Origin of the sequence: Burkholderia sp. BCC1993 (assembly GCF_905339865.1) — a bacterium.
GTDB lineage: Bacteria > Pseudomonadota > Gammaproteobacteria > Burkholderiales > Burkholderiaceae > Burkholderia.
In genome coordinates this window covers 187,836-205,479 of record NZ_CAJPGZ010000003.1, presented here as the reverse complement: position 1 = coordinate 205,479, position 17,644 = coordinate 187,836, and the positions used below count along the sequence as shown (strand labels likewise).

Here is a 17,644-nt window from a genome sequence, read left to right as displayed (position 1 = left end):
TGTTTCCAAGCTGATCAACCACTGGGCCGGCCGGCACACACGACATTCGCGCCGGTTACAGCGCCGCTTGCATATGCACGTCCTGTTGTCAGAAGTGCCATGACATTGATTCCAGGCGACAGACAGCGGCATTTGCGCAAGCACGCACAGTCAGGAATACGCTGCAGCACTTTCGGTTTCGGCACGCCCTCGCCGGGCACGATTACGGCAGGCCATGCAGCCGTCGCGACTCGCTATTTCAGCACTGAACGGGCGACCCATTTGAGGTTGCACTGGCGCAATCCTTCGGACCGCGGTGATTGCGAGGCTTTCGAGGAGGAGCTTTCGGGGAGAGGCTTTGCGGAAGGAGCCCGGCCGCGAGACACAGGGTCTCGCGGCCGTTCCGCGGCCTTCAGGATGCGCCGCGCCACGGAGGCATCGGAGTTCATCCCATTTGCCGGAACGATCGTCCATCACGAACCGGCTTCGAACCGACTACACGCCTTATGCGGCCTTGACGGTGCTGCGCGAATCGCCACCGTTGCCGGCACGCGCTGAAAGCGCCGCGATCGCGCTGGCTCGCCGCCCGACATGCTCACGCAATGCCTGCTCCTTGACGGGGCCGAAGCCGCGAATCTCCAGGGGCAAGGATGCCAGCGCGGTCGCCTGTTCGAGCTTGCCTTCGGTCAGGGATTCGCACACGCCGCGAATATCGTCAAAGTACTCGGCGATGAGACGTCGTTCCGCGCGGCGTTCGGCCGTGTAGCCGAATACGTCGAGCGCCGTGCCGCGCAGGTCACGCAAGCCGGCGACCGCCTTCAGGACCGGAAAGATCCATGGGCCGAACTTGCGCTTCCTCGGGCGGCCGGTGCGCGGGTCGACAGCGGAAAAGAGCGGCGGTGCCAGCCACAGCGAGACCTTGTCGGCGTTCGAGAATTGGGCCATCAGTGATTCGCGGAACTCCGGCGTCGAATACAGTCGGGCGACTTCATACTCGTCCTTGTACGCCATTAGCTTGTACGCGCTCCGAGCCACGGCGGTGGCGAACGCATCGCCTTTGCCGCCGGCCTTCGCTTCCGCATGGCATGCAAGTGCGATGAGATCGGCATACTTCTTCGCGTAGCCTTCCCCCTGGTACTCGACAAGCCGCCTCCGGTGCAGTGCGACGAGATCGTCCAGCTTGGCGGGCTCTGCCTTCGACGCGCCCGCGGGAACCTGGATCACGTTCAACGCGTCCGGCACGGCCGCGATGATGCGCCCCCAGTTGAACGCGGACTTGTTCATTTCGACCGCCGCGCCGTTGCGCTCGATGATCTGATCGATCGCCTCGCGGCTCAGCGGCACTAGGCCCTTCTGCCATGCATAGCCCAGCATCAGCGTATGCGTCGGCAGCGTGTCGCCGAAGATGCTCTGGGCGATCGCACCGGCATCGAACGCATGAAACGCGTTGGCGTCGCACCGATTGCGAATTCGATCGTGCATCAGCTTCGTCGGCAATGCGGCATCCCGGTTGCTGACGACATCGGGCGTCGGTGTCGGGGCGAGATTGAGCACGGCCGACGTTCGCTTCTGGGACAGCCGAAGCAGCGAATCGGGCGCCGCCGACACCACGAGGTCGGCCCCCAGCAGCAGGTCGGCCTTGCCCTCGCCGATCCGCGACGCCGCGATCTGGTCATCCGTCGCGGCGATGCGCACCTGACTGACCACCGCGCCGTTCTTCTGCGCCATGCCGGTGAAATCGAGCACCGTGGAGGCGAGGCCGTCGACGCTCGCCGCGGCACCCAGGATCGCCCCCATGGTCAGCACACCGGAGCCGCCGATACCGGTGATATAGATGTTGAACGGCTCGGCGAGTGCCGGCAGCACCGGGGCGGGGAGGGTGGCGAGGTAATCCGCTTCCATTCCGACGAGTCGCTTGCTGTCGGGCTTGCGGACCTTCACGCCTTCGACTTCGACGAAACTCGGACAGAACCCCTTCACGCACGAGAAATCCTTGTTGCAGGCGCTCTGGTTGATCGCGCGCTTGCGACCGAGCGGCGTGTCGACCGGCTCGATGGAGATACAGTTGGACTGAACCGAGCAGTCGCCGCAGCCCTCGCAGACTTCCTGGTTGATGAAGACCCGGCGATCCGGATCGGGTATTTCCTTGCGCTTGCGGCGACGCCGCTTTTCGGCCGCGCAGGTCTGTTCGTAGACGATCGCGGTGACGCCCGGCACGTCGCGCAGTTGTCGCTGCACTGCGTCGAGCTGGTCGCGATGGTACACGCCGACATCCGGTGCGAGGTCGCGATCGCCTTGCCAGCGTGCCGGGTTGTCGGTCACGAACGCGATCTTCTCGACGCCTTCCGCGTGCAACTGGCGCGTGATGCGGGCCGGATCGTTGGTGCCTTCGGTCGGCTGTCCGCCCGTCATCGCGACGGCATCGTTGTACAGGATCTTGTACGTGATGTTCGTTTTCGCCGCAACGGCGGCACGAATGGCGAGCAGGCCGGAGTGCTGATAGGTGCCGTCACCGAGGTTCTGAAACACGTGCGCGGTCCTGGAAAACGGCGCCGCACCGATCCACTGCGCGCCTTCTCCGCCCATGTGGCTGGCCACCTTGGTCTTCAGCTCCGGCTGCGACAGCGCGATCACGTGACAGCCGATCCCACCGCTGCTGATCGAGCCGTCGGGCGTGCGTGTCGACGTATTGTGCGGACAGCCCGAGCAGAAGAACGGCCGACGCACGGGGATGACCGCGGTGGACGGCTTCTTGGCCGCCGCGTCGAGCTCGGCGAGACGATCGCGCAACTCGGGCGAATCGATTCCGTTGGCCTGCATTCTGCGCACCAGCACGCCGGCGACGAGATAGGCGCTGAATTCCCAGACTTCAGGAAGCAGCATGTTGCCGGCCACGTCGGTTTTCCCCGAGATGGCGGGACGCTGCGCATCCGGCCAATGGAACAGGGCCTCCTTGAGCTGGGCCTCCACGTTGGCACGCTTCTCTTCGATCACGAGCACTTCGTTATGCCCGGCGGCAAATTCGGTTGCGCCGTCGGTTTCGAGCGGCCAGCTCATCGCGACCTTGTAAACCGATACCCCCATGTCGCGCAACGTCTCGTCGCTCAGGCCGAGATCGCGGCACGCCTGCATGAAGTCCTGATGCGCCTTGCCGACGGTGATGATCCCGAGGCGCTTCGCCGGCGCGTCCACGATGACGCGGTCGAGCCGGTTAGCCCGTGCCCATGCGCGCGCCGCCGGCAGTCGCTCGTCGATCAGCCGGCGTTCGTATTCGCCGCGCTGGGCGGGCCACGACAGCGTCGGATCCCAGTTCAGGCCGTGCGCGGGCATCGGAAAATCGGTCGGCGCTTGGAACGTCGGCCAGGTCGCCATATCGATCGTCGCCGCGGTTTCGACGACTTCAGCGATCGTCTTGAGCGATACCCACAGCCCGGTGTAGCGCGACATCTCGATGCCGGCCAGACCGAACTCGATCACCTCGCGGACATTGCTCGGCTGCAGGACGGGAATCGACGCGGAGTGAAAGATGCCGTCGGTCTGGTGAGGCCACATGGACGACTGTGCGGCGTGATCGTCACCGGAAATCGCGAGCACGCCGCCGAGCTTCGACGTCCCCATCATGTTGGCATTGCGGAATACGTCGCCGGTCCGGTCGACGCCGGGGCCTTTGCCGTACCAGATGCCGAAGACGCCATCGACCTTGGTGTCGCCGAAGACGGTATGCAACTGTGCGCCCCACAGCGCGGTCGCGGCGAGGTCTTCGTTCAGGCCCGGCTGGAACACGATGTCGTGCGCGGCGAGCTGTTTCGATGCCTTCCACAACTGCTGGTCATATACGCCGAGTGGCGATCCGCGATATCCGGAAATCAGGCCGCCGGTATTCAGGCCGAGCGCCCGATCGCGCTCGCGTTGAATCATCGGCAGGCGGACCAGCGCCTGGATGCCGGTGATGAAGGTGCGTTGTTGGCTTTGGGCCACGCTCGAAGCGCGATGCGGCGTCAGCTCAGTACTCACGAATGTCTCCAGAATTCAACTACTCCAATGATGAGTAAGTTTATGGCGCCGTTTAGAACGTTTTGCACCAAGTTGAATTACCGGATCCGCAAAATTAAATACTGATGAACTATTACGCACGCATTTAATGGTACGAATGAACTAACAAGGTGAATCCGCCAAGATTGAACGCACTGACAGCGCGATGGATCCGACTCAGTCGCGCTTGGTGTCGCGGTCGAGCACGCTGCAGCACTTTCCGCTCGCGCGGCGCACGTGCATGCCACGGCACCGGTGTGGGAACCTCAGCGCTCGCCGCATTGGCACGGGCTCGTGCACGTTCGCCGACATGTGAACGTTCCGGACACAAATGTACTCAGCAAGTACATGTCCGAGAACGCGAAGGAGGACATCGGTCGCAGCGTCCGCGCCGCGACACGGGAAGCGTGCTGGCATCCTTGTTGCACCTAGATCAGTGCGGAACCGCGTCTTTGCGACAAGACATGCGTTCCGACGACAACGACGACAGGAGACATTCAATGAAGATCACCATGCTGCGCACCTGCGCCATCGCCTGCTGTGCCGTGCTTTGGCAGCCGGCGTTTGCCGGGGGAGACCCGTTCCGGATCGGTGTTCTGGTCGACATGACGGGCGTGTATGCCGGAATCGGCGGCACCGGTGGCGTTGCCGCCGTCAAGATGGCCGTGGACGACTTTGGCGGAAAGGTGCTCGGCAAGCCTATCGAGATCGTGAGTGCCGATTACCAGAACAAGGTCGATGTGGCCGCGACGCGTGCGCGCGAATGGTATGACCGGGACAACGTCGACATGATCATCGAATCGACGGATTCCGCTTCGGCGCTGGCGTTGCAGAAGATCGGCCTGACCAAGAAGAAAATCACGATCTTCGCCGGCTCCGCGACGACTGAGCTGACGGGGAAGCAATGCTCGCCCTACGGTATCCATTACGTTTACGACACTTACGCACTGGCGAACGGTACAGCTCGAGCCATCGTAGAAGAAGGTAAGAAGAACTGGTTCTTCATCACGGCCGACTATGCGTTCGGCCGTTCCCTCAAGGAAAACGCGTCGGCCGTCATCGAACAAGCTGGCGGCAAGGTGATCGGCGAGGTCCGCCATCCGCTTGCCGCATCCGATTTCGCTTCCTTCCTGATGCAGGCGCAAGCGTCGCGGGCCCAGGTGATCGCGCTCGCCGATGCCGGACGCGATGCCCAGAACGCGGTTCGCCAGGCATCCGAGTTCGGCCTCGGTGGCGGCAAGCAGGTTGTCGCACCGTTGTTGATCTTCGACAGCGATCTCAAGGGGCTGGGCCTGAAAGCTGCCCAAGGCCTGCAATTCACGACCGCGTTCTACTGGGACTACAACGACGAAACCCGCGCGTTCGGCAAGCGCTATTTCGCGAAGACCGGCGCGATGCCGACGATGGTCCAGGCGGGCATGTACTCCGCCGTCACGCAGTATCTGAAGGCAGTCCAGGCAGCCGGAACGGCCGACTCGGACAAGGTCATGGCAAAAATGCGCGCGACCCCGATCAACGATTTCTTTGCGAAGAACGGCCGTATTGCCGCGAACGGGCAGATGTTCCACGACATGTATCTGGCCGAGGCGAAGAAGCCGGCCGAATCGAAGGGGGACTGGGACCTGCTCAAGATCATCAAGGTCATTCCGAAGGACAAGGCATTCCAGGCGGTCGCGCAAAGCGGATGCGCGCTTAAGGATTGAGTTTCGCGCGCCAGTCTGCGCGAAGTGTTCGCGTCGAGGCGACCAGCATTTCTCTCGCAGACTGGCATCCTTACATTTGAAAACGCCCTTCGGCTACGAGCGTATTCACGCGCCGTCCGTCAGGAGCGAGATGCCGAGCTCGGCCCGACGCCAGAGCCACGGGCTAGGGCGGTAGCGCATGTCCCCGGTAAGGGCGGCGAGGTTCTGCAATATCGACAGCACCAGGCGCGGGCCGATCGCATCCCCGAGTGCCAGCGGCCCCTTCGGATAGCCGAGGCCGAGAAGGACGGCGCGGTCGACATCATCCGGCGATGCGATTCGTTGCTGGGCGATGTCACTGGCGATGTTGATGATGCAGCAGACGATGCGTTGCGCAACGAACCCGGCGGAGTCGCGGATCACCGTCACCGGTACGCCGTCGCTCGCAAAGAGCCCATGTGCCATGTCCCGGACAGTCGCCGTGGTTGCAGGCGTGGTCATCAACGTGCGGCGGCGCGTGGCATCGAACGGCAGCAGGGTATCGATCGCGATCACACGGGTCGCGTCCAGTCGTTCGTCGACCGCACATGTGGTCGCGTCGTGTCCGAGCGGTGTCACCACGATCAGCGCATCGGGCGACGGCGCATCTCCCGCCTCGTGCGTGACAGCCAGCGTGGCCAGCAGCCTGACCACCATGTTGTGCCCGCGTCGGTTCGCCCGGCTGACCCATACACTGGTCGGCCGGGCGGACGGCGCAGCCGACGCAGCCGGAACCTGCTTCTGCCCGTTTTCATACCGATAGAAGCCAGCCCCCGCCTTTCTGCCAACCAGTCCGCCGACCGCCCGAATCGCGGTGATCGGCGAAGGGCGATAACGCGGCTCCTGGTAGAACTGGTTGTAGATCGATTCCATCACCGGATGCGACACGTCCAGCCCGGTCAGATCCATCAGCTCGAACGGCCCCATTCGAAAACCGGCCTGCTCGCGCATGATGTCGTCGATGTCGGCGAACGACGCAATGCCTTCCTGCGCGACCTTGAGACCTTCGATGTTCATGCCCCGGCCGGCATGGTTGACGATGAAGCCCGGCATGTCCTTGCATCGCACGGGCGTATGCCCCATGCGGCGCGCGAGCGCCATCAGCGCATCGCCGACGGCCGGATCTCCGGACAGTCCGTCGATGACCTCGACCACTTTCATCAGCGGCACCGGATTGAAAAAGTGATAGCCAGCGATGCGTCCGGGATGCTTCGCGCCCGCGGCAATCGCGGTGATCGACAACGACGACGTGTTCGACGCGATGATGGCTTGAGGGCGCAGCACCGCCTCGAGCTCGCTGATCAACTGACGTTTGATGTCGAGCCGTTCGACGATCGCCTCGATCACCAGATCGCAGGCGGTCAGCTCCTCGAGCGCCGTACACGGGCGTACGCGCACGAGCGCCGCTGCACCGTCGTCGGCGCTCAGCTTGCCCTTGTCGGCGAGTTTGGCGAAGGTGTCGGACAGGTACGCGCGGGCCGCGTCAAGGGCTTGCGGGTTCGTATCGAAGAGATTCACCGCGAGCCCGGCCCGCGCCGCGATTTGCGCGATGCCGCGGCCCATCGCGCCGGCGCCGACGATGCCGATCGTCTCGAGGGGCGGGATTGATGTTGTGGTTTGCATGTTCATTCTGCTGAAGGCTGGGAGTCGGAAACGTGTCCTTCCGGTGGATCGGCACGACCCACCGGAACGACGGGGCAGGGGAGTGCGTCAGCTCGTGACCGCTGCATGACGCACGCAGGATCATCAATCGAGCGTCACCACATACTTGCCGGACGATTGGCCCGAGGCCAGCTTCGCCAGCGCCTCGCCGGTGCGGGCGAGCGGGAGCCTGCCGGCAATCCTGGGCTTGATCGCGCCCTGCTCGTACAGTCGGAAGATCGCCTGCTGTACCGCGTGAACCTTCTCGGGTTGACGATCACGGTAGTCGCTCCATTGCAGGCCGCTGACGGCGATGTTCTTGACGAGCAGGTAATTGACCTTGACCTCGGGAATGCGTCCCGACGCGAACCCGATCACCACCGCGCGGCCGCACCAGGTCATCGCACGCAGCGCGGCGTCGAACGCGTCCCCGCCGAGCGTGTCGAGCAGCACATCGGCACCGCGATCGCCGGTTGCCGCGCGGACCTGCTCGCGCAGCGAATCGCGCAGGTTCGGCGCGGCCAGGTCGACGACTGCGTCGGCACCCATCTCAGTCACGGCGCTTGCCTGCTCGGCCCCGCTGACCGCCGCCAGCGCGCGCCCGCCGAGTCCCTTGACTATCTGGAGCGCCGCGGAACCCACGCCACCAGCCGCGCCGGTGACGAGCACCGACTCGCCCTCTCGGAACCCGCCGCGTTCAACGAGCGCAAAATACGCGGTCTGGTAGACCAACCCCATGGCCGCGGCATCGTCGAACGGCATTGAATCAGGCAGCACGAAACAGGATCGCTCGTTGACGCTGACCCGTTCGGCGAATGCGCCGTACTCCATTTGTGCGACCACGCGATCACCGGGGCGGACCCGCGTCACGTTGCGCCCGACGGCCCGCACGATGCCGGCCGAGTCCTTGCCCGGTGCGAACGGGCGTTCGGGCAGCACCTGATAGGTCCCGCGGACGACCAGCAAGTCCGGGTAGTTCACGGCCGCGGCACGGACGTCGATCAGGACGCTGTCGTCGTCGACATGCGGATCGGGTAACTCGCCGATGCTCAGGTGTTCCGGTTCCGTAAACGCCTGGATCACAATCGCTTTCATGTCGTTAGACCCTTACCGGTTCAAGAGCAGATTGTCGGCGCCAAGCGCGGGCGACGGCCGATCGGTACATGGGGCGCGGAAGGCCGCAGCCACCGGCACCGGAAGGGCCGGCAGCGCGGTACCAGCGGCGGTCCGTACCGTATGGTCGAATACACCACGAGCGACGAAATGGGGATCGCGGCAGGCCTCCTCGAGACTCGCCACCCGGCTCGTGCAAACGTCGTGACCGGCGAATCGATCTAGCCAGTACGCCAGCGGACGCTGCGCAATGGCATCGGCCACCGCGTCGGTCGCCTGAGCCGGGGACATCCGGGCCAGCGTCTCGATATCCAGCCCGACCAACGCGACGAAGTTGCTCCAGAACTTGTCCTCGATCGGTGCGGCCGCGAGAAAGGCGTCGTCGGCGGTGCGATAGATCTGGTAGCGCGGCGACCCGCCCGTCACCAGTTCGGACGCCGGACGAGGCCACTGGCCGCGCGCACCGCTGCCGAGGCCCCAATACAGGAAGGTGAACAGGTTGTCGGCCATCGCTATGTCGAGATGGCAGCCCTGGCCCGTCTGGTCCCGCTGCCGCAGCGCCAGCAGGATGTTGATCATGGCCGGATACGCACCGCCCGCGACGTCCGCAATCAGCGCCGGCGGAAGGCCGGGGCTGCCGTCGACGCCGGCCGTCAGCGACAGCATGCCGGCCGCCGCGACATAGTTGAGGTCGTGCGCCGCCTCGTGCGCGCGCGGCCCATCCTGCCCGAAGCCGGTGATCGAGCAATACACGAGCCGCGGGTTGCGTTTCGCCAGCGCTGCATAGCCGAGGCCGAGTCGCTCCATCACGCCGGGCCGGAACTGCTCGACGAGCACGTCGGCCGCTTCGATCATCGGCGCCAGTCGGTCAAGCGCATCGGGCGCCTTCAGGTCGATCGCGACCGATTTCTTGCCTCGGTTCAACAGCACGAAGTTGGTGCTGTCCTCGTCGACCTTCGGCTCGTACGAGCGCATGTCGTCGCCCCGGTCCGGCCGTTCGAACTTGATCACTTCGGCGCCGGCCTCCGCCAGCAGCAGCGAACACAGCGGTCCGGGAAGCAGCGTACTGAAATCGAGTACCTTGATACCGGCGAGCGGTTGCGTCATTGCGTTCCTCCGCTTGCCCGTTCGGCGGCGACACGCGCGCGGCGCGCCGGGGCGTAGGGCTCCTGGCCGAGCGCCTGGTAAAGCGCCTCGGTAATCGCATGGTGGTGGGCGAGGCCCGTGCGTTCGAGCAGCGAGATCGGCCCCTCGGGATAGCCGAGCCCCAGGCAGAGCGTCTTGTCCAGGTCGTCGGCGCTCGCCAGTTTCTCGTCGAGGCGCCGCAGCGCCGCATTGAAGTACGGACGAATCAACCGATCGACGATGCGCCCGGGAAAGTCGTTACAGACCGCGACGACCAGCCCCGCGGCCTGAAACGCGGCCTTGGCGGCATCGATGGCCGCCGCCGCCGTATCCGGTTGCCGGACCAGTTCGACGAGCGGGCTCGGTGCCGCGTCGCCAAGCCGGAACCGCGCGAACCCGACGACGTTGCTCCCTTCGAGCCCGCGGTGCTCGCCCGTATGGACGCCCAGGCACTCGGTACCCAGCTCGATCGCAACGAACGTCCGCGTAGCCAGTCCGGTGGACGCCGCGTAGGCACGGCCTGCGTCGCTGCCGACGAACACCAGTGCGTCGCCGCTTGTCGATGCCTGCTCCAGGAACGGATGCGGGGTAGGGAAGGACCGGCTGTCGCCGGCTTTGACGATCTCATAGCGCATGTCAGGCTCCGAACATCTTGTTGTCGCTGTACACATGAAAACCCCTGCCGGTTTTCTTGCCGAGGCGATTCGCGGCGATCATCCGCCGCACGAGTGGCGGGCATGCCGCGCGAGGTTCGTGGGTCAGTCCGTGCATGGCTTCGCACAACAGCTTCTGCGTGTCCATGCCGACGAGGTCGAGCAGCTCGAGCGGTCCCATCGGATAACCGAGTGCGGTCTTGATCGCGGCGTCGATATCGGCCGGCTCTGCCACGCCTTGCTCGACGAGGCGGATCGCGTCGTTGTTGAACGGAATCAGGAAGTAGTTGAGGATGAAACCCGGCGTATCCTGCGTGGCGACCGGCTTCTGTCCCATCGCCTCGGCGAATGCCCATGCCCGCTGGAATGTTTCGTCGGACGTGGCAAGACCCGGCGACATCTCGATCAGCTTCATCAGTTGCGCCGGCAGGCAGAAATGCATGCCGACGAATCGGTCGGGCCTGCCGGAGCCGCCGGCGATTTCAGTGATCGAGATCGTCGAGGTGTTCGACGCGAACAGCGTCGTCGCCGGACACACCTTGTCCAGGGCCTGGAAGATCTGATGTTTGACGGCGAGATCCTCGAACACGGCCTCGATCACGATGTCGCACTGCGCGAGACTCGCCAGGTCGGTCGTCGCCTGCCAGCGTTCCATGGTCGCGGCGGCGCCGCCTACAGGCAACTTGCCCCTTTCTTCGGATTTCCGGAGAAAGGCTTCGGTCTGGGTACGCGCCTTGTCGAGCGCCTCCTGTCGCGTATCGAACACGATGGTGCGAAAACCTGCCCGGGCCGCGACGATCGCGATACCGGCGCCCATCGTGCCCGCGCCGGCGACGCCGACGGTCTGGATGGTAGTCATGGATGTCTCCTATTTCTTCAGAAAGCTGCGTCCGATCAGCTGACGATGAACCTGGTTGGTGCCTTCCCAGATCTGGGTGATCTTTGCGTCGCGCATCAAGCGCTCGACGCGATAGTCGCTGCAGTACCCGTATCCGCCGAACAGTTGCACGGCGTCGGTCGTAATACGCATCGCCGCATCGGAAGCCCGCTGCTTGAGCACGGACGCCTCGACGCCAAAATCCTGCTCGCCAGCATCGACCATCCCACCCAGCTGCCACAGCAACGATTCGCACATCAGCAGTTCGGAGGCCATGTCGGCCAGCATGAACTGGATACCCTGGAATTCGAGGATGCGCTTGCCGGATTGACGGCGTTCGTTGATGTAGTCGACCGCATCTTCGAACGCTGCCCGCGCAATGCCGAGGGCGTGTGCGGCGATACTGGGGCGAGACCGATTGAGCGACCCGAAAAGGATGCGCAGGCCGTCGCCGGGACTGCCGATGAGATTAGCGCGCGGCACCCGGCAGCCGTCGAACGACAGACTGGCGGTGCTCGACGATCGGGTCCCCATCTTGTGCTCGGTGCCGAGCACGCGGAGGCCATCGGTGCCTTTCTCGAGAATCAGCACGGAAATGGCGGATTTCGCATCATCGATTTCCGACCATTTGCCGAACAGCAGATACAGGTCCGCGACGTCGCCGTTGGTAATGAAGATCTTGCCGCCGTTGATGACGATGTCGTCGCCATCGGGCGTGAAGGTGGTGCGCATGCCAGTCGCATCGGACCCCGCCGAGGCCTCGGTGATCGCGAGCGATGCGAGGCCGCCTTCGGCAATGCGCGGCAGCAGCCGGCTCTTCTGTTCTTCGTTGCCGTACTCGATGAGCGGCTTGATCGCGTGGAAATTGGTCGCCCAGATGATGCCGGTCGACGCGCACGCCTTCGAGATCTCGCGCACGCAAGCCAGATAGCACAGGTAGGAAAGCTGCGCGCCGCCGTAGGCCTCGGGAACGAACATCGCATTGAGCCCGAGTTCGTTGATCGCCCGTACGTTCTCCCACGGGAACGTGCCGTTTCGATCGTATTCGGCTGCGCGGGGCGCGAGCTGCGATTGGCAGAGATCCTTGACGCTGTCGAGAATCATCCGTTCTTCTTCGGAGAGCGGGAGGCGCGCGTCAAGCCGTTCCAGAATGTTCATGTGTGGTCCTTGCATCAAAGGGCGATGCCCTGACCGCCATCGACATAGAATGTCTCGCCGGTCACGAACGCTGCCGGAAGCTGGAACAGGGTCACGACGAATCGCCCGATGTCGTTGGCCTTGCCGGGGCCGCCCAGCGGAATGCGCTTTTTCAGGAACGACTGCAGTGCCCCATCGTTCAACTCGTCGCGATTCAGGTCGGTTTCGATGTAGCCCGGTGCGACATTGACGACGCGGATTCCCTGACGCGCCCACTCGACCGCGAGACAACGCGAAAGGGCGCCCACCGCGGCCTTCGACGCGCAATAGGCGGCGTTGCCCTTGACACCGAGCTTGTCGTAGAACGAGCCGATGTTGACGATGAGCGACGAACCCGAATCGCACAGAAGCGGGTAGGCGGCTTGGCTCGCGAGCAAGATCGAGGTAGCGTTTGTGGACATGACACGCTCGAAATCGGCGAGCGGAAATGTCGCGGATGGGCCTTGCAAGTGTATGCCCGCATTGTTGACGAGGCCGACGACCGCCTGCCCGAATGCGTCGGGCACCGACGCGAACGCGGCATGCATTGCCGGCGCGTCCGTGATGTCGCAGCGTATCGCGATCATCCTGCGCCGCGCCTCCCCATCGAGGTCCGTCACGTTCGGCAACTCGCCGGACCGGGACAGGCACGCGACGTTGAATCCGGCAAGGGCGAGTTCGGCCGCGATGGACGCCCCGATCCCGCGACTCGCCCCCGTCACGATGACGGTCCCGTTGAGACGATCATGCATCTTTGAACTCCGGAGTACGTTTTTCGATGAATGCCCGCATGCCTTCGGCCGCGTCGGCGGTCTGGTATGCGAGCGTCGACAGATCCGCTTCGATGTCGAGGCCTTCGCCGAGCGTGGTCGCCGTGCCGCGCACGACTGCCTCGCGCGCGAATTGCGATGCGCACCGGCTGTAGCCGACGAACTCGGACATGAATGCCTTGCCGAGCTCGGCCGGATCGCCATCGGGGACGATCCGGTTGACGAGTCCCCATCGTTCGGCTTCGGTGGCGTCGACCGTCCGGCCCGACATCACCAGCTCGGTGGCCCGTGCCTCGCCGACCAGGCGGGACAGGCGCTGCGTCCCCCCGTATCCGGGAATCAGGCCCAGCTTGATTTCGGGCAGCCCCATGCGCGCCTGCGACGTCGCGATGCGAAAGGTGCAGGCCATTGCCAGCTCGAGGCCGCCGCCGAACGCGTATCCGTGCAGCACCGCCACGGACGGGATCGGTAACGCGGCCAGCCTGGCGAACGTACGCTGACCGAGCTGTGCGCCACGGCGCTGGTCCATCAGAGCGCGATCCATCAATTCCTTGATGTCGGCGCCGGCGCAAAACGCCTTGAGGCCCGCGCCCGTCACGACCAGCGCACGCGCGCTGGATGCGGCAACGTCGTCGAGCGCTCGCGCCAATGCCTCGATCATCGAGAACTGCAGTGCGTTACGTGCGTCGGGGCGATTCAGCGTCAGTACCGCGTAAGGCCCGGAAAAATCCAGTTCGATCGTCATGTTCAGACTCCTGCGGTAACGGACGCCTTGTAGCGGACCGAGACGGGCTTCAACTCGCCGCGCAGCGTCATCTCGACCAGATCGCGCTTGAGGATCTTCCCGCTCGCGGTCAGCGGAAAGGCGTCGAGCGACAGGTAGTACTCGGGCATGTCGTATTTCGACAGCCCGCAGTCGGCGAGGTGGGCAAGCATGTCGTTCGGCTCGAGTCGCTGACCGGTACGCAGGATCACCGACAGGCAGACCTTCTCGCCGAGCCGCTCGTCCTGTACCGGATACGCGGCGGCGCGCTCGACCAGCGGATGACGCATCGCGAGTTCCTCGATCCGGGCGGGATGGATGTTGTGTCCGCCGCGAATGATCAGATCCTTCTTGCGTCCGACGATCACGAGGCAGCCGTTCTCGTCGAACATGCCGAGGTCGCCGCTCATGAACCAGCCGTGGATGTTGAACGACGTTTCCGTCGCGACCTGGTTGCTGAAATAGCCGAGCATCAGGAGTCCGCCACGGCCGCCGATTTCCCCGATCTCGCCCGGCTCGGCTTCGACGTCCGAGTTGTCCTGTTTCCACAGGCGGACTTCGTAACCGCGGCATGCGCGGCCGCAAGTCGAAACGATGGTGTCCGGCGTGTCGGTCGGGATGGTGTAGTTGTGCGACCCGTTTTCCGTCATGCCGTAGATGTTCTGCGGGGTCACGCCGAGGCTGAGAAACTTTTGCGCGACTTCCCGGGGAATCGCGGCCCCGGCCATGTAGAACGTCCGCACGTCGCCCAGCGTCCGCAGGTTGCGATCGCGCACGGCCTGCAGGATGTCCATCGCGTGGGTAGGCACGCCCATCACATAGGTCGCACCGGTCTCGAGGATCCAGTCCAGCGCGTGCTGGCCGCCGCGCAGGTTCGTCATCACCAGTTCGAGACCGGCCACCAGCATCTGCTCGATCGCGACCGTCGCAATGTGGTGGCTCATCGGACTGAGCGTGAGCAGCGTCGTATCCGACGTGTGCCCCCAGTCCTCGACCAGTTCGCGCCCGTTGGCCAGCAACGTGTTGTCGCTGTGCATGACGCCCTTGGGCTGTCCGGTGGTGCCGGACGTAAACGCCAGGTAGACGATCTTGTCGGGGTTCAGGTCCGGGGGCGCCACGGCCGCCGGCGGCTGACGTCCCGGAAACGGCAGGGCGCCGGCAAGGTCGGCCGGCTGATCCTGCACCGGGTTGAGAAGCGCGAACACCGCGGCAAGGGCCGGCATCTCGCCGACACGCGCGAAGATCGAGTGGCGATCCGCGTCCGCTCCGTATCCCGGCATCGCGAACAGCGCGCGGCACTGGATGCGGTTCAGCAGCGTGCAGATCTCCTCGACCGTGTAGTTCTGGTGAAGGGACGGGCAACAGACGTAGCCGTTACGCGAACAGGCCAGAAAGACGATCGCCGTATGGACGACGTTGGGCAGCCAGATGCCGACGCGGTCGCCCGGTTTCAGGCCCTGCCGGTGGAGCGCTTCCGCAACGCTGTCCACCCAGTCGACCACCTCGCGCCAGGTCAGGCGCACGTCGGCGTCGCGCAACGCACATGACGTCGGACGCTCGCGCGCATGCCGGCGGGCCAGCGTGTAGAGCGTCTCCTGCTGCCATACGCCGGACAGGTAGTAGTCTCGCGCGTTCTGCGGGTTGTGAAGGGTCAGGATATTCTGCATGGCGTCATCCGCGCATCAATGCCCGAACTTGCTCGGGTCCGGCTTGCGGCGCTCCGCGAATGCGGCCGCCAGTTCGTCGTGCTCGTCGGTGTCGAGATAGCCGCGCAGCAGCAGGTCGTGCGCCATGCGCGACAGGCCGCTCACGCCGCCGTGGCGCGCATTGAACGCGCCCTTCAACGACGCGAGCGCGAATGCACCGCGCTCGGCAACTTCCAGCGCGTACTCGCGCGTCGCGGCCTTCAACTGGTCGTCCGGCACGACGCGGTTGATGAGGCCGATCTCGAGCGCCTCGCGCGCACTCATCTTCGGATTGCGGAACCAGATGTCCTTCGCGCGCTTCTTGCCGACCAGGTCCTCGAGGTACCACGTGCCGTAGCCGCCGTCGAAACTGCCGACCATCGGGCCCACCTGACGGAATACGGCCGATTCCTTCGCGATGGTCAGATCGCAGACCACCTGAAGGACGTTGCCGCCGCCCACCGCGAAACCGTTGACCGATGCGATCACCGGCTTCTGGAGGCGGTCGATGCTCTCGTACATCTCCAGCGTCGGCAGCACGCCCGCATAGAGCGTGGTGTCCGGCATGCCTTCCTTGCGACCGCCGGTGCAGAAGAACTTGCCGCCGGCGCCCGTGATCACGACCACCCGCGTGCGCGTTTCGCGCCGGATCGCGTTGATGCAGTCTCGGATCTCGTGGCACATCGTCTCCGTAAACATGTTGCCGTCGTCCGGGCGATTCAGCGTGATCGTGCCAATCGGGCCGTCTTCCTCGTAGAGAATTTCCGAGTAGTTCATCGTGTCTCCTGTTCAAACGATTTCTGCGTCGATAAGGCCCGCGATGCAAATGGCGGACATGGATAAGTGATCCCTGAGAATGCGTTCCGTGTCCTGCCCGAGGGCAGGGGGGGCGCTGCGATAGACGGCGCTGCCGCCATCGAAGCGGATGCCGAGGCCGACTTGCGGCACGCGGCCGGCCACACCTTGAGCGGCAAAGAACATGCCGTCCTCGCGCAGCGGCGCGTCGTCGACCAGTTGATCGATCGTGTTGATCGGTCCGGCGGGAATGCGATGCCGGGCAAACAACGGCAGCCAGTGGTCGCGCGATTGCGTGCCGAGCACATCCGCGATCGCGGCAACGATCCGCTCGCGGGCATGGCGTCGCTTCGCGTTCGTGTCGAAGCAGGACTCCTGACCATATTCGGGCTTGCCGACGGCTGCCCAGAACCGATGCCAGATCGCATCGTTCCCGAGGCCGAGCGTGATCGGGAAGTCGGCCGTATCGAAAACCTGGTAGATCGCGATGACCGAATCCGTGCCGCCCGAGCGCATCGGCGATTCGCCGGAACCCAGGTAAGGCACGATTCTCGGTGCCATGAAGCGCGCGGAAGTGGCAACCATCGAGATGTCGATCTGCTTTCCGGCGCCCGTGCGCTGGCGCTCGAACAGCGCAGCGAGCACGGCCATCGCGATGTCATGACCGGCCAGCAAGTCGGCGGCGGGCGTGCCGACCTTCTGGGGCGGCCTGTCCGCCTGGCCGGTGAGATGCATGACGCCCGAATACCCCTCCGCGATCAGGTCGTAGCACGGCAGGTCCGCCCGGTCTCCCTGAAGACCGAAGCCGGTCACGGAAACATGCACGAGCGCCGGGTTCACCGTCTTCAACGTCGCGTAGTCGAGCCCGAGCTTTTCCTGCACGCGCTGCGTCGTGTTCAGCACGACGACATCGGATTGCCGGACCAGGTCATGGGCAATCCGGCGCCCCTCGGCGCGGGTCAGATCGATCGTCATGCTCAGCTTGTTCCGGTTCATGCTCAGGAACCACAGCGATTCGCCATCGAGAAACGGCGGCCCCCAGCTTCGGGTGTCGTCTCCCCCCTGGCGCTTTTCGACCTTGATGACCTCCGCGCCGAGGTCAGCCAGCAGCAACGTGCCATACGGGCCGGCCACCGACGTCGTGAAGTCGAGCACCCGGACGCCATGCAGGCATTGCAGTCCGGACCCGGAAACAACCAGCGGAAGTGTATTCAGTGCGTCCATTGCGATCGAGTTTGAGTGGGTACCGCTACTAATGCAATGACCGTGCCAACTTTTTGGCGTGGAATTTGCTTAATCTCTATACGGTTTGCC

The 17,644-nt window shown here is 64.4% G+C and carries 13 protein-coding genes; 1 reads left to right on the top strand and 12 read right to left on the bottom strand.

What is annotated here, in order from left to right:
• Nucleotides 1-483 precede the first annotated feature (483 nt).
• Nucleotides 484-3,897 (bottom strand): indolepyruvate ferredoxin oxidoreductase family protein, encoded by a 3,414-nt coding sequence (locus tag U4Y91_RS05995; protein ID WP_321804393.1) that lies wholly within the window; start codon nt 3,895-3,897, stop codon nt 484-486.
• Nucleotides 3,898-4,511: 614 nt separating this feature from the next.
• On the opposite strand from U4Y91_RS05995, the gene U4Y91_RS05990 reads away from it, so the two are divergent.
• The gene (locus U4Y91_RS05990) at nt 4,512-5,714 is read left to right on the top strand and encodes an ABC transporter substrate-binding protein (protein ID WP_321804071.1); all 1,203 of its coding nucleotides are present in this window, start codon (nt 4,512-4,514) and stop codon (nt 5,712-5,714) included.
• A gap of 105 nt (nt 5,715-5,819) precedes the next feature.
• Here U4Y91_RS05990 and U4Y91_RS05985 read toward each other — a convergent pair whose 3' ends face one another.
• From U4Y91_RS05985 to U4Y91_RS05935, 11 genes are all read right to left on the bottom strand, one after another.
• Entirely contained in the window at nt 5,820-7,355 is a 1,536-nt protein-coding gene (locus tag U4Y91_RS05985) for a 3-hydroxyacyl-CoA dehydrogenase (RefSeq protein ID WP_321804069.1), read from the bottom strand.
• Between the two features lie 123 nt (nt 7,356-7,478).
• Nucleotides 7,479-8,468 carry an NADPH:quinone oxidoreductase family protein gene (locus tag U4Y91_RS05980; protein ID WP_321804067.1) on the bottom strand — a complete coding sequence of 330 codons (990 nt, stop codon included), beginning with the start codon at nt 8,466-8,468 and terminating at the stop codon, nt 7,479-7,481.
• Nucleotides 8,469-8,480: 12 nt separating this feature from the next.
• A complete protein-coding gene (locus tag U4Y91_RS05975) occupies nt 8,481-9,593 on the bottom strand; it encodes a CaiB/BaiF CoA-transferase family protein (RefSeq protein ID WP_321804065.1) in 1,113 nt (370 codons plus the stop codon).
• Complete coding sequence (locus tag U4Y91_RS05970) at nt 9,590-10,246, bottom strand: 3-hydroxyacyl-CoA dehydrogenase family protein (protein ID WP_321804064.1); 657 nt, start codon at nt 10,244-10,246, stop codon at nt 9,590-9,592. The genes U4Y91_RS05975 and U4Y91_RS05970 overlap by 4 nt, the downstream gene beginning before the upstream one ends.
• Before the next feature lies 1 nt (nt 10,247).
• Nucleotides 10,248-11,123 (bottom strand): 3-hydroxyacyl-CoA dehydrogenase family protein, encoded by an 876-nt coding sequence (locus U4Y91_RS05965; protein ID WP_321804062.1) that lies wholly within the window; start codon nt 11,121-11,123, stop codon nt 10,248-10,250.
• A gap of 9 nt (nt 11,124-11,132) precedes the next feature.
• On the bottom strand, nt 11,133-12,299 hold the full coding sequence (locus U4Y91_RS05960) for an acyl-CoA dehydrogenase family protein (RefSeq protein WP_321804061.1): 1,167 nt from the start codon (nt 12,297-12,299) through the stop codon (nt 11,133-11,135).
• 14 nt (nt 12,300-12,313) lie between these two features.
• Nucleotides 12,314-13,069: an SDR family oxidoreductase gene (locus U4Y91_RS05955; RefSeq protein ID WP_321804060.1), complete on the bottom strand. Its 756-nt coding sequence runs from the start codon at nt 13,067-13,069 to the stop codon at nt 12,314-12,316.
• Nucleotides 13,062-13,832, bottom strand: coding sequence for an enoyl-CoA hydratase/isomerase family protein (locus tag U4Y91_RS05950; protein ID WP_321804059.1), 771 nt, complete (start codon nt 13,830-13,832; stop codon nt 13,062-13,064). Before U4Y91_RS05950 ends, U4Y91_RS05955 begins: the two co-directional genes overlap by 8 nt.
• A 2-nt stretch (nt 13,833-13,834) precedes the next feature.
• Nucleotides 13,835-15,517, bottom strand: a complete 1,683-nt coding sequence (locus U4Y91_RS05945; protein ID WP_321804057.1) for a class I adenylate-forming enzyme family protein — start codon at nt 15,515-15,517, stop codon at nt 13,835-13,837.
• 15 nt (nt 15,518-15,532) lie between these two features.
• Nucleotides 15,533-16,312: an enoyl-CoA hydratase-related protein gene (locus tag U4Y91_RS05940; protein WP_321804056.1), complete on the bottom strand. Its 780-nt coding sequence runs from the start codon at nt 16,310-16,312 to the stop codon at nt 15,533-15,535.
• 12 nt (nt 16,313-16,324) lie between these two features.
• Nucleotides 16,325-17,554, bottom strand: coding sequence for a CoA transferase (locus tag U4Y91_RS05935; protein ID WP_321804054.1), 1,230 nt, complete (start codon nt 17,552-17,554; stop codon nt 16,325-16,327).
• Between the last annotated feature and the right edge of the window lie 90 nt (nt 17,555-17,644).